This is a genomic window from Kibdelosporangium philippinense (assembly GCF_021390435.2).
In the GTDB taxonomy this organism is placed as follows: Bacteria; Actinomycetota; Actinomycetes; order Mycobacteriales; family Pseudonocardiaceae; genus Kibdelosporangium; species Kibdelosporangium philippinense.
The window spans coordinates 1,962,803-1,975,722 of sequence record NZ_JAJVCN010000003.1 but is presented as its reverse complement, the minus strand read 5'-3'; the positions used below and the strand labels follow the sequence as shown (position 1 = coordinate 1,975,722).

Genomic DNA, 12,920 nt, shown 5'->3' with positions numbered 1-12,920 from the left:
TGTTGGACAGGGAGAACTGAGTGGCAGACCAGGGCAACCCGGCGTGGCCGACAGCAGACGACGACCGCTCGTCCACCGGTTTTCCGCAGGTAGATCCCGATAAAACGGAATCCCCCTCGCCCGATGCGCCGCCCCGGGCGATGCCGATGCGAATCGAACCAGGCCAGCAGCCGAAGCCCGCGCAGCTGAAAAGCGACCCGCCCGGAGGGGCGGCAACGTGGTTCGAATCACCCGGCGAACTACCCCGCGCGATGCCCATGCGGATCGAACCCGGCCAGTCGGTCTCGAGTCCGAAACCGGTTACGGCCAAGGATGTTGCGGAGTCTCCGGTTTCCGAGGAGCCATCGAGCCCGGAGTCTGGCGCCGAAAACACCGTGCCGGTACAGGCTGTCGCGGCTGAACTGACTCAGGAGGATGGCCAGACCAGTGACGCCGGGTCTTCGGAGAAGGCCCAGCCTCAGGACGCCGAGTCGGTTGGCACGGATGGGTCTGATGGTGCTGTGGGTGAGTCTGCGGACTCTGAGGCCGCACAGGTTCAGCAGGCCCGTGATGCTGGGTCGGTCGGTGTGGATGAGTCCGCGGACTCGGAGGTCGCGCGGGCGCACGGTGATGCTGGGTCTGTCGAATCGGAGGCCGCGCAGGTTCAGCAGGCTGGCGACGCCGGGCCGGTCGGTACAGATGAGCCTGTTGATTCCGAGACCGCGGAAGTTCCGCAGGTGTCGGAGGCCGGAGAAGCTGAGTCCACCGATGGCGACGGGCCTGTGGATGCGGAGACCAGCCAGGTCCAGCAGGCCAGCGACAGCGAACCGGCCAGCGAGGATGGGCCAACCGATGCGGAGGCCTTGCAGGAGGCAGCGAGCGGGGGCCCGGACGAGTCGACGGCTGCTCCGGTCGATGAGCGGTCCGCTGATTTGGAGGCCGCGCAGGTCCCTGAGGTCATCGGGGAGGAACCAGCCGCCTCAACCGACGAGAAGCCTGGCCCAGCGGAGGCAGAGCAACCGGAGGTAGCCGACAACGTCCCGGTCGAGTCAGCAGGTGAGGCCGTCCAGGCGGAGTCTGCGGATGTACCGAACCAGGCAGACGGTGTTGAGCCGGTCCGTGCGGATGAACCGGGCGAACCGGCGGACGAGGCTGATGCCGAGCCGGTAGCCGAAAGTACGCCGGTCGAGACGCCCGTCGATGAGGAACCAACCGGCGCGGATGACAGTGCGGCGGGGCCTGATGACTCGGCGACTGTCCAGGTCCCGCAGGTCGCGAAGATTGCCGAGGGTGAGCGGTCGGTCGCCGAACCTGATTCGGCGACGGTTCAGGCTCCGCAGGTCGCGAAGATCGTTGAGGGCGAGCCACCTGCCGTTGAGCCTGGTGATTCGGCGACCGTGCAGGTTCCGTCGGTGGCTAAGGACGAGCCGTCGGGTGCTGAGCTTGTCGATTCGGATCTTTTCCAGGTTCTGCACGTCGAGCAGGTTGCTGACGAAAGGCCGTCGGTCGCGGAGCCTGCTGACTTGGATCTTTTCCAGGTTCCGCAGGGTGCAGGCGGGCCGAGGGACGAGGAGCCCGGTGATTCGGCAACCGCGCAGGCTCCTCACGTTGCCGAGGATGGGCCGTCGGTTGTCGAGCCGGTCGAGTCCGACTTTGTCCAGGTCTTTCCGATTGACCAGGTTGCCGGGGACGCTCCCTCGGTCGTCGAGTCTGGTGATTCCGCGACTGCACAGGCGGCCGAGGACGATCCGTCTGTCGCTGCACCTGCTGACTCCGACTTTTTCCAGGTTCTTCCGGTTGCGCAGGTCGCCGATGCGGAGCCTGTTGATTCCGATCTTTTCCAGGTTTTGCATGTGGCGGAGGTGGCCGAGGACCGGCTGCCTGCCGACTCCGCGACCGTTGACGTTCCGCAGGTCGAGGATGAGCCACCTGCTGAACCAGTCGCGGCGGGCAAGCCAGCGCCCGATGTCGCGCTGGCTGAGGCTCCGGCCGAACCGGAGAAACCCGCCGAGCCTGAGGACCGGGGCGAGACGACCGTCCAAACGCTGCCGGTCAAGCGGCCTGATCCTGCGGGCTTCGGCGGGCTCAGTCGACCGGGCGCCGAGCGTAAAGATCCTGAAGGTTTCGGTGGGCTGCGTCGACCTGCTGCCGATGTCGGCAAGACGCAGCCGGTCAGCCCGCGGGACCTTGAGGGGCCGCCCAAGCCGGAAAGCCGTCCCAAGGCTGAGCCGGTTGGTGAGAAGACTGTTCAGGTACGGCCCGTTCAAAAGCCTGAGGAGACCAAGAAGGGGCCTGACTCGTGGTTCTCCACTCCCGCTCAGGTTCCGACGCGGCCTCAACGGCCCGGTGGTGACAAGACCACGCAACTGCCCGCGCCGCCGCTTCGGCCAAAGGCGCCTGGGGGATTCCCGCCACGCAACCAGCCGATGCCTCCTGCGCCCGTGCGGCCGAAGGTGCCGGAACCGGTGCGCAATCTGGACAAGCCTGGCGCCCCCACGCGCAACTTGCACGCTCCGCCCCTGCGGCCACAAGGTCCGGAAAAGCCGAAGGAGTTCCCACGGACGCTGCACGCACCCGTAGGCCCCGAAAAGCCGAAGGAGCTCCCGCGGAGCCCGCATGCCCCGGCAGGGCTCGAAAAGCCAAAGGATCTCCCGAGGCCCAAGGCGCCGATGGGCATGGAGACCTCCGGCCAGGCACTGAAAGCCGAACCACAACCGCAGACCGAGCAGCCGCCTCCATCCAATGAGGACACACACCGCGCCATTCCGCCGCTACCCGGCAAGAAGCGCCCAAAGCGGCTCATCGTCCTCGTGGCCATCGTCGCCGTGATCGCCCTCGGTGCCGGTGTCGTCTTCTTCGTCCCCGGGGTCAAGGAAGGGCTTGGGCTCAGTGGCACGGCCGCTGAGGCTGCCGCCGCGCCTCCGCCCGCTCCCGTTGCCTTCGTACCCAACCTGAAGGCTCCGAATGTCCAGGCTGCGCGGCCCACACCACAGGGTGTGCAAAGCGCCCTTGCCGCTCCGGCGGGCAATCCGGTCCTTGGCACCCTCACCGGGTCCGTCATCGATGCCGTGACCGGGGATGTCCTCTGGGAGAGGGGGCCGACGACTCCGCTCACTCCCGCGTCCACCACCAAGGTCCTGACTGGGGCCGCCGCCCTTCTGCAGCTTCAGCACAGCCAGCAGTTCAGCACCAAGGTTGTCGCGGGTCCGCAGCCGGGCAGCGTCATCATCGTCGGCGGGGGTGATGCCACGCTCAATTCCTTGCCCGCTGGCAAAAACTCCGTGTTCCCCGGCTCCGCGAGGCTCGATGACCTTGTCGCACAGGTGAAAGCCAAGGGCCCGGTCACCCAGGTCTACCTCGACCGCAGCCGGTACACCGGTGATGACCTGGCGCCTGGCGTGCTTCCGGGTGACGTCGGCGAGGGGTACATCTCGCCGATCACCCCGTTGATGATGGACGGCGCCAGGGCTGATCCGGCCAAGGACCGCAGCCCGCGCAGTCAGAACCCGCCGCGTGCCGTCGCGAACGAGTTCGCCAAGCGCATCGGCGCGACCATGGCCGCGAAGCCTGAGGTCACGGCTCCGGCCGATGCGCAGGTTCTCGGCGAGGTGAAGTCGGCTCCGCTCACCGAACTCGTCGAGCAGTTCATGCAGACCTCCGACAACGTCCTCGCTGACGTCGTCGCCCGCGAGGTCACGAAGGCCTCCGGCGCCGAGCCGTCGTTCGCCGGTCTGCACACCGCCATCCTGAAGGTCTTGTCCGACAACGGGTTTGACGTCACCGGTGCCGAACTGTCCGATGGCAGCGGGATGTCGACGAACAACAGGTCGCCCGCTCGGCTGCTCGCGCAGATCCTCGCGGTCGCCGCCGGGGACGGCAAGGACCCGAGGACCGCGAAGCTGCGGCCGTTGCTGGGTGGACTTCCGGTCGCGGGTGGCAGCGGCACGTTGGCCGGTCGGTTCGGGGACGGTCAGGCCGCGAGTGGTCGTGGCTGGTTGCGGGCCAAGACGGGGACGTTGCCTGCCGCGCAGATCAACTCCTTGGCAGGCGTTGTCCTCGACGCTGATGGCCGGATTCTGGTGTTCGCCCTCATGACGAGCCAGAGCGACACTCTCGCCGCCCGCCCCGCCCTCGATGCCGTCGCCGCCGCGCTCCGATCGTGCGGCTGCAAATAATGAGCAGGCAATCACACAGAGCTCACATGCTCAGGTAGCGTCGGTGTTGTGGAAGCGGCGACAGAGTTCAGGCGAGGTGCGGGGTCGCCAGTCGACTGGTCACTGGCCATCTCGACCGGGCAACGCCTGGTCCGGCGTGGGCCTGACGTGCCGATGGCGGAGGCCGAGGCGACGGTCCGGCAGTTGCGGGACGCCACCGACGTAGCCGAAGGGCACGTCCGCGACCTCACCGGCCTCGGCCACGGGCTTCCGCTGCCTCCCGGCGAGGTGGTTGACCGGCCTGGCTGGATCAGGGCTGCCGCCGAAGGCCTCGAGGTACTGACCGAAGGTGCTTTGCCACGGTCGTACTCCGGCCCGGTTGGTGCCGTGATGTCCGGTAGTGCCGGTGTTCAGGCGGGCATGGTGCTGGCGTTCCTCGGCTCGCGCGTGCTTGGCCAGTACGACCCGTTCAATGACGGCCGCCTGCTTCTCGTCGCGCCCAACATCATTGGCGCGCAACGGGCTTTGGACGTTCCCGCGGGCGATTTCCGGATGTGGGTCTGTCTGCACGAGTGCACGCACCGGCTGCAGTTCACCGCCGTCCCGTGGCTCAAGGAGTATTTCTCCGGTCAGGTACGCAAGTTCCTGTCCGGAATGGACGACAGTGCCGCTAGTGCGCTCAACCGGTTCCCTGACGTGATCAAAGAAGCGCGCCGCCGCTCGCTTGAGCCGGATGCCTCCTCTGGCCCCGTCACGTTGATGGAGTTGTTGCAGTCTGCCGAACAGCGTGAGGTTTTCGACCGGCTCATCGCATTGTCCACGTTGCTCGAAGGGCACGCGGACTTCGTGATGGACGCGGTCGGCCCGTCCGTTGTGCCGACGGTCGATGTCATCCGCAGCCGGTTCACCGAGCGTCGCCGTGGTGGTGGGCTGCTTGATCGGGTGCTGCGGACGCTGCTCGGTGTCGACGCCAAGGTCAAGCAGTACGCAGCGGGCGCCAAGTTCACCAAGCATGTCGTTGACCGGGCCGGGATGGACGGGTTCAACGCGGTGTGGACGTCCGCCGAAACACTGCCGCTTCGCTCGGAGATCACGGACCCGGACGCATGGCTTCGCCGAGTGCAGCCCTGACCGTCCGCAAGGCCGTCAAGGATCTGCTGAGCACAACACCACCTGGCCCGGTCGCGGTCGCGGTCTCCGGTGGCGCCGACTCGCTCGCCCTTGCCGCGGCCACCGCGATGTTGACCGATATCACGGCTTTGATCGTCGATCACGGCCTGCAGGACGGCTCGAAAGCCACCGCCGAGCGGGCCGCCGGTCAGCTCAAGACCAGGAACATCGACGCCAAGATCCTCACTGTCGACGTAACCGGACAAGGCGGGATGGAAGCCGCGGCGAGACGGGCGCGCTACCAGGCCCTGAGACAAGCGCACGGCGGCTTGATCCTGCTCGGTCACACGCTCGACGACCAAGCCGAAACGGTCCTTCTCGGACTCGGCCGCGGCTCGGGCCCACGATCGATCGCGGGCATGCGGCCCTACGACCCGCCATGGGGACGGCCGCTGCTGAAGATCCGGCGGACCGTCACCGTCGAGGCGTGCGCGGAACTCGGTCTCGAACCGTGGGCCGATCCGCATAACAGTGATCCCGCGTTCCAACGAGTGCGCCTCAGGCATGACGTGATCCCCCTCATGGAGGAGGTCCTCCAAGGGGGTGTCGCGAAAGCGCTCGCGCGGACGGCCGATCAGGTGCGTGAGGACCTCGACGCACTGGACACGTTGGCCGAGAAGATCCGCCGGGACAACGAGAACATGCTGGTAGCGCAGCTGCAGCCGCATCCTCCCGCGCTTCGCCGACGGGTCATCCGAAGCTGGCTCAAGGCCGCCGGAGTGCCGGAACTCACCGACGGTCATCTGCGTTCGGTTGACGCTCTGGTGGGTGAATGGCGTGGTCAGGGTGGCGTCTGGCTGCCAGGCGGCTTTGAGGCGTGCCGCTCGCATGGGAGGCTCTGCGTGCAACCGCCCGGCCAGTAAGTCGAGTTTGAGAGGGAGCTGGCGTGTACGACGGCGACATCGCCTCTGTGCTGATCACCGAGCAAGAGATCAACGAGAAGATCGCCGAACTCGCCAAGCAGATAGCCGAGGACTATCCAGCCGGCGGCGCCCGGCAGGACCTTGTCCTCGTCGGTGTGCTCAAAGGCGCAGTGATGTTCATGACGGACCTGGCGCGTGCGCTGCCCGTGCCCGTCCAGCTGGAGTTCATGGCGGTCAGCTCGTACGGCTCGGCCACGTCCAGCTCCGGTGTCGTGCGGATCTTGAAGGACCTCGACCGGGACATCGCCGGCCGGGACGTGCTGATCGTCGAGGACATCATCGACTCCGGCCTGACGCTGTCGTGGCTGCTGAAGAACCTGGCCTCGCGCGGGCCGGCCACGCTGCGGGTCTGCACGCTGCTGCGCAAGCCTGAGGCGGTCAAGGTGGACGTTCCGGTCGAGTACATCGGCTTCGAGATCCCGAACGAGTTCGTCGTCGGATACGGCCTCGACTACGCCGAGCGCTACCGCGACCTGCCGTACATCGGCACGCTCGAGCCGGCCGTCTACTCATCCTGAGGAAGCCCTCAGGATGATCGGGAACCGAACGGGGGAATTCATCCGTTATCAGTTTCAGTCCAGCGCGGATGCGCCGTGACGAGCTACGCTCTGTCACTTGGCGCGTGAAGCGCTGGAAGTGGGCGGTACGCTGGATGGACCGGATTGCCCCGCCGGCCGGGTAGTGGGGCTCACTACCCGAAATGCAAGTCAGGGAGGGTCGAGGCCGCCCGGCGGCCGTAAGTGAATGGACCGCAAGCGACTGCTCCGTAACCCGCTGCTCTGGATCCTGGCAGTGGTCCTGCTGTACCTCGCGTTCAGCACGATCTTTGACTCCAACCGCGGGTTCGCTCAGGTGAACACGACTCAGGCGATCACTCAGATCACCACGGGCAACGTGGAGTCCGCGACGTTCGAGGACAAAGAGCAGCAGCTCAAGTTGGTCCTCAAGGACGCGGCTAAGGCGAACAACCAGAAGCAGATCATGACCTCGTTCCCGGCACAGGCCGGCGACGACATGTTCAACCTGCTTCGGACGAACAACGTGAACTTCGAGACGAAGGTCACACAGGAGTCGATCTTCACCCAGATCCTGCTGTTCGCGATCCCGCTGGTGCTGCTCGGCCTGCTCCTGCTCTGGATGATGAACAACGTCCAAGGCGGCGGCAACCGGGTGATGAACTTCGGCAAGTCCAAGGCGAAGCAGTTGTCCAAGGACATGCCCAAGACCACCTTCGCCGATGTGGCCGGGGCCGACGAGGCCGTCGAAGAGCTGTACGAGATCAAGGACTTCCTGCAGAACCCGGGCCGCTACCAGGCCCTCGGCGCCAAGATCCCGAAGGGCGTGCTGCTCTACGGGCCGCCTGGAACCGGTAAGACCCTGCTGGCCAGGGCCGTCGCCGGTGAGGCTGGTGTGCCGTTCTACACGATCTCCGGCTCGGACTTCGTCGAGATGTTCGTCGGTGTCGGTGCCTCGCGTGTGCGTGACCTGTTCGAGCAGGCCAAGCAGAACGCGCCGTGCATCATCTTCGTCGACGAGATCGACGCCGTCGGCCGTCAGCGAGGCGCAGGCCTCGGTGGTGGGCACGACGAGCGCGAGCAGACCCTCAACCAGCTGCTCGTCGAGATGGACGGGTTCGACGCGCGCGGCGGGATCATCCTGATCGCGGCGACCAACCGGCCCGACATCCTCGACCCCGCGCTGCTGCGCCCAGGCCGCTTCGACCGGCAGATCCCGGTGTCCGCACCGGACCTGACCGGCCGTCGCAAGATCCTCGAGGTGCACGCCAAGGGCAAGCCGATGGCGCCGGACGTCGAGCTGCAAAGCCTGGCCAAGCGCACGGTCGGCATGTCCGGCGCGGACCTGGCCAACGTGCTCAACGAGGCCGCGCTGCTCACCGCACGCCAGAACGGCTCGTTGATCGACAACGCCGCCCTTGAGGAGTCGGTCGACCGCGTGATCGGTGGTCCGGCCCGCAAGAGCCGGATCATTTCCGAGAAGGAAAAGAAGATCACGGCCTACCACGAGGGTGGGCACGCGCTGGCCGCGTGGGCGATGCCGGACCTGGAGCCGGTGTACAAGCTCACGATCCTGCCGCGTGGCCGCACCGGTGGGCACGCGTTGGTCGTGCCAGAGGACGACAAGGGCTTGATGACCCGCTCGGAGATGATCGCCCGCCTGGTGTTCGCACTGGGCGGCCGCTCGGCCGAGGAGCTCGTCTTCCACGAGCCGACCACCGGCGCGTCCTCGGACATCGAGCAGGCGACCAAGATCGCCAAGGCGATGGTCACCGAGTACGGCATGAGCGCCCGGCTGGGTGCCGTGAAGTACGGCCAGGAGCACGGCGACCCGTTCCTCGGCCGCTCCATGGGCCACGCCGTGGACTACTCGCTCGAAGTCGCGCACGAGATCGACGAGGAGGTGCGCAAGCTCATCGAAGCGGCGCACACCGAGGCGTGGGAGGTGCTCAACACCTACCGCGACGTGCTCGACGAGCTCGTGGTCGAACTGCTCGACAAGGAAACCTTGCAGCGCAAGGACCTCGAGCGGATCTTCTCCCGGGTGGAGAAGCGGCCCCGGATCACCGCGTTCAACGACTTCGGTGAGCGCGTGCCGTCCGACAAGCCGCCGATCAAGACCCGTGGCGAGCTGGCGATCGAACGTGGCGAGCCGTGGCCGCCGGTCCAGGAAGAGCCGGAGCCGACCCCGGTCGGTGCCGTCGGCGGGGCGAACGACCTGCCGAAGGAAGCCAACAACGGGCAAGCGCCCGTGCCGAACGGCTTGCCTGCCAGCCCCGGACCGTACGTGCCGGAAGGCAGGCCTGGTGGCCCGCCGAACTACGGCGCGCCTCCCGGCTGGCGTCCGGCGACGTCGCCGCCGGAGCAGGATGACCGGGACGGTAAGAACTGAGCATCGAGTCACAGAACGGAGCGGGTGCCGCCTCTTCGGACGGCGTCCGCTCCGTTCGTCCCGTTTTCGACCAAGCACGCGCCGAGAAGGCCGTGCGTGAGTTGCTTGTCGCGTGCGGTGAAGACCCCGATCGGGACGGTCTCGCCGACACCCCTGCCCGGGTCGCCCGCGCGTACCGGGAGATGTTCGCCGGGTTGTACATGGACCCGGATGCCGTGCTGGCAAAGACTTTCGACGAGTCCCACGAGGAACTGGTGCTCGTCACGGACATTCCGATGTACAGCATGTGCGTTCCCAGCAGGCAGCACGTCAACGCGGTTACCGGAAGCAAACGTGCATGCGATGTCGAAGTCGGCGATCAGCTGTGGACCTTGGTCGAGGGCAAAGTCGAAGAGACGACAGTGACGAACGTGACAGCCCGGAAAGTCCGAGAACTCGTCGAAGTTCGCACAACTGGTGGTCGTTTCCAAGTGACTCCTGATCATCCACTCGCTACACCCGATGGGTGGATGGAGGCGAAGGACGTTGCCGGAACTCACATTGAGTGGACGCGTGCCCGCAGTCTTTGTCGTGATCGGTGGAAGCCTCGCTTGGGCTATGACTTCGGCTACGTGATCGGCGCTGTTTGCTCGGATGCGACTGTCGGCGATCGGTACGTCTCGCTTGTCGTGAATGATCGTCTCTTCGCGAAGAAGTTCGCCGAATCGCTGTTCCGTGGGTTCGGCATCGATGCGAGGATCGAGCCGGTTGTACGGCCGGGTGGCTTCCGGGAGATCAAGCCAGTTCCAGGTTTCCGGGTTCGAGTCGTGTCGTCGTATCTGGCCGACCTCATGCGTCAGTACATGGGCGGCGACGCGCACCATATGCGCCAACGGTTCCCGGAAGTGGTGCTGAATGATCTCGAAGTCTTCAATGGCTTCCTAGACGGGTACGTCGACGGCGATGGATTTCGAAGCAAAAGGGATCCACATCGAGTTGCTGTCAGCGCTAACGTGCCGTTCTTGCAAGACCTTGCTGCAGTGATCGGTGCGAGATTCACTCCAGCGAAGAATGCCGACGTCTCAAAGCTGTACATCGTGGACAGCTGGTATCGAAAGCATGGGTTTCCGCAGAAGTCTCATCGAACTGATCTTGACGAATCGATGTGGGTGGAAGTCGAGTCGGTCGAGCGAATTCGTGCGACTGGTGCGAAGCCATTCACGGTCTACAGCTTTACCTGTGATCCATATCCGACATTCTTGATCGCGGGACACCTGACGCATAATTGCGAGCATCACCTCCTCCCATTCCACGGGGTCGCGCACGTCGGATATATTCCGAATGAACGTGGAAAAGTCACCGGACTGTCCAAATTGGCCAGACTGGTCGACGCCTATGCCCGGCGCCCGCAGGTGCAGGAGCGGCTGACGTCCCAGGTGGCCGACGCGCTGATGCGGACGTTGGATCCGCGTGGCGCGATCGTGGTCATCGAGGCCGAGCACCTGTGCATGTCGGTACGTGGCATTCGCAAGCCTGGCGCGCGGACGACGACATCGGGCCTGCGTGGAATCTTCAAGACTTCGGCGTCGTCGCGTGCGGAGGCGTTGGACCTGATCAAGGCGCGTCGATGACGCATCGGCTGCTGCCTGATCCCGGCCGCTGCGTGGTGATGGGTGTCCTCAACGTGACCCCGGATTCCTTCTCGGACGGCGGCCGTTATTTCACTGTGGACGACGCGCTGCGGCATGCCCACGAGATGTGGGCGGCCGGTGCGGACCTGATCGACGTCGGCGGGGAGTCGACCCGGCCGGGTGCCGAGCGGGTCGCCGCCGAGGTGGAGATCGGCCGGATCGAGCCGGTGATCAAGGAACTGACGTCCGCGGGCGTCCGGATCAGCGTGGACACGATGCGTGCGCGGGTCGCGGAGGCGGCGCTGGCCGCGGGCGCGACCGTGGTCAACGACGTGTCGGGTGGCTTGGCGGACAAGGACATGGCGCGCGTCGTCGCGGGCGCCGGGGTGCCGTGGATCCTGATGCACTGGCGTGGCCACAGCAAGGACATGAATTCCCTGGCCAACTACAAAGACGTGGTCAGCGAGGTCAAGGCCGAGCTGTGCGAGCGGGTGGACGAAGCGCTGAAAGCCGGGGTTTCGCCGGACGCGATCGTGATCGATCCGGGCCTCGGGTTTGCCAAACAAGCCCCGCACGACTGGGCGTTGTTGCGTGCCTTGGACGTTTTCATGGCCATGGGGCATCCCGTGCTGGTCGGGGCGTCGCGCAAACGTTTCGTCGGCAGGCTGCTGGCCGACAAGGACGGCACACCGCGCCCGCCGGACGGCCGGGAGGACGCCACAGCGGCGATTTCCACGCTGGCCGCCGCGAAAGGCGTCTGGGGTGTCCGAGTGCATGACGTGATGCGTTCGCTGGACGCGGTGCGAGTGGTGGCTGAATGGGAGCGGGTGTGAGCGACCGGATCACGCTCACCGGGCTGCGGGTTCGTGGCAACCACGGTGTGTTCGAGCACGAGAAGCGCGACGGCCAGGACTTCTTCATCGACATCACGGTCTGGCTCGACCTGACCGATGCCGCCAAAACCGACGACCTCGCCAAGACCATGCACTACGGCGAGCTCGCCGAACGCGCGGCGGCGATCGTCGGCGGCCCGGCGCGTGACCTGATCGAAGCGGTCGCCGGTGACGTGGCTGACGACGTGCTGTCCGATGAGCGGGTGCGCGCGGTCGAGGTCACTGTGCACAAGCCGTCGGCGCCGATCCCGCTGACATTCACCGATGTGGCGGTCACCGTGCGGCGGGAACGCGCATGACAACGGCCGTCCTGTCGATCGGCTCGAACATGGGCGACCGGCTCGGTCACCTGCAGTCCGCGGTGGACGGACTGCCTGCACTGGCCGTGTCTTCTGTGTACGAGACGGCGCCGTGGGGCGTGACGGATCAGGACGATTTCCTCAACGCGATCGTGGTCGCGTCGCGTGAGGACTTCGACGAATGGGACTGGCTGCGACTCGCCCAGGATCTGGAGAACGCTGCCGGGCGTGTCCGAGAGGTCCGATGGGGCCCGCGATCGCTCGATGTGGATGTGATTACCGTTATCGGCGTCACGAGCACTGATCCGCGGCTCGAATTGCCGCACCCGCGTGCCCACGAGCGCGCGTTCGTCCTGGTGCCGTGGCTGGAGTTGCAACCGGACGCTTCGTTGCCGGGCCACGGTCCGATCGCTGACCTGGTTACGGCGTTAGGGGACGAGGGTGTGCGGCTGCGTGAGGATCTCAAGCTGGAGGCGGCGTGAAGTTCACCAGGCCACGTGACCTGGTCATCGCAGGGCTGCTCGCTGCGGTCGTGCTGTACCTGATCATGCAGTCGGCGTACGGCTCGCTGCCGCCGTTGCCCACATTGGCCGGTGTCACGTTGATCATCATCGCGGTGATCGACGTGGTATTGGGTTTCTCACTGCGGTCACGTATCCGCCGGACCAAGCCAGGCAAGCCCGTGGAGGCGCTCACGGCCGCGCGTGCGGTCGCGTTGGCCAAAGCGTCGTCCGTGCTCGGCGCGATCATGCTCGGCGCCTGGATCGGCGTGCTGATCTACGTGTTTCTTAAACGGGGAGACATCGTCGCAGCGTCGAACGACACCACCAGTGCGATCATCGGCGCGGTCTGTTCGGCCGCTCTGATCGCGGCCGGACTGTGGCTGGAGAACTGTCTCAAGACACCGGATGAACCAAAGGAGCCCGACGACCGTTGATCGATGCAAAGCGTGGATTTAACGCAGGTTCGGCCACGAGCAGGTCTC

8 protein-coding genes and 4 pseudogenes are annotated in these 12,920 nt (G+C 65.9%); all 12 read left to right on the top strand.

Annotation, left to right across the window (positions count from 1 at the left end; genetic code table 11):
- Positions 1–146 precede the first annotated feature (146 nt).
- The 12 genes and pseudogenes from dacB to LWC34_RS41405 all read left to right on the top strand — a co-directional run bounded on the left by dacB (position 147) and on the right by LWC34_RS41405 (position 12,872).
- The gene (gene dacB / locus LWC34_RS41455; RefSeq protein WP_233730679.1) at positions 147–4,154 is read left to right on the top strand and encodes a D-alanyl-D-alanine carboxypeptidase/D-alanyl-D-alanine endopeptidase; all 4,008 of its coding nucleotides are present in this window, start codon (positions 147–149) and stop codon (positions 4,152–4,154) included.
- Between the two features lie 48 nt (positions 4,155–4,202).
- On the top strand, positions 4,203–5,264 hold the full coding sequence (locus tag LWC34_RS41450) for an Rv3626c family coenzyme F420 biosynthesis-associated protein (protein ID WP_233730678.1): 1,062 nt from the start codon (positions 4,203–4,205) through the stop codon (positions 5,262–5,264).
- Entirely contained in the window at positions 5,240–6,166 is a 927-nt protein-coding gene (tilS, locus tag LWC34_RS41445; RefSeq protein ID WP_233730677.1) for a tRNA lysidine(34) synthetase TilS, read from the top strand. The genes LWC34_RS41450 and tilS overlap by 25 nt, the downstream gene beginning before the upstream one ends.
- Positions 6,167–6,189: 23 nt before the next feature.
- Positions 6,190–6,744 (top strand): hypoxanthine phosphoribosyltransferase, encoded by a 555-nt coding sequence (gene hpt / locus LWC34_RS41440; RefSeq protein WP_033393597.1) that lies wholly within the window; start codon positions 6,190–6,192, stop codon positions 6,742–6,744.
- 226 nt (positions 6,745–6,970) lie between these two features.
- Positions 6,971–9,133, top strand: a complete 2,163-nt coding sequence (gene ftsH, locus LWC34_RS41435; protein ID WP_233730676.1) for an ATP-dependent zinc metalloprotease FtsH — start codon at positions 6,971–6,973, stop codon at positions 9,131–9,133.
- Between the two features lie 2 nt (positions 9,134–9,135).
- A pseudogene (locus LWC34_RS41430) lies at positions 9,136–9,423 on the top strand (GTP cyclohydrolase I); the annotation flags it as partial.
- A 975-nt stretch (positions 9,424–10,398) separates the two neighbouring features.
- A pseudogene (folE, locus tag LWC34_RS41425) lies at positions 10,399–10,743 on the top strand (GTP cyclohydrolase I); the annotation flags it as partial.
- A complete protein-coding gene (gene folP, locus LWC34_RS41420) occupies positions 10,740–11,576 on the top strand; it encodes a dihydropteroate synthase (RefSeq protein WP_233730675.1) in 837 nt (278 codons plus the stop codon). The pseudogene folE and the gene folP, both read left to right, overlap by 4 nt.
- Positions 11,573–11,935 (top strand): dihydroneopterin aldolase, encoded by a 363-nt coding sequence (folB, locus tag LWC34_RS41415; RefSeq protein ID WP_233730674.1) that lies wholly within the window; start codon positions 11,573–11,575, stop codon positions 11,933–11,935. Before folP ends, folB begins: the two co-directional genes overlap by 4 nt.
- Positions 11,932–12,303 (top strand): annotated as a pseudogene (gene folK / locus LWC34_RS41410) (2-amino-4-hydroxy-6-hydroxymethyldihydropteridine diphosphokinase); the annotation flags it as partial. The gene folB and the pseudogene folK, both read left to right, overlap by 4 nt.
- A pseudogene (locus LWC34_RS59105) lies at positions 12,289–12,402 on the top strand (2-amino-4-hydroxy-6-hydroxymethyldihydropteridine diphosphokinase); the annotation flags it as partial. The pseudogenes folK and LWC34_RS59105, both read left to right, overlap by 15 nt.
- 11 nt (positions 12,403–12,413) lie before the next feature.
- Positions 12,414–12,872, top strand: coding sequence for a DUF3180 domain-containing protein (locus LWC34_RS41405; RefSeq protein WP_233730672.1), 459 nt, complete (start codon positions 12,414–12,416; stop codon positions 12,870–12,872).
- Positions 12,873–12,920: the final 48 nt, after the last annotated feature.

Bases quoted from the DNA above. Each gene is read 5' to 3' on its own strand.
- folP (WP_233730675.1), top strand. From the start codon at position 10,740: ATGACGCATCGGCTGCTGCCTGATCCCGGCCGCTGCGTGGTGATGGGT.
- ftsH (WP_233730676.1), top strand. From the start codon at position 6,971: ATGGACCGCAAGCGACTGCTCCGTAACCCGCTGCTCTGGATCCTGGCA.
- dacB (WP_233730679.1), top strand. From the start codon at position 147: ATGCGAATCGAACCAGGCCAGCAGCCGAAGCCCGCGCAGCTGAAAAGC.
- tilS (WP_233730677.1), top strand. From the start codon at position 5,240: ATGGCTTCGCCGAGTGCAGCCCTGACCGTCCGCAAGGCCGTCAAGGAT.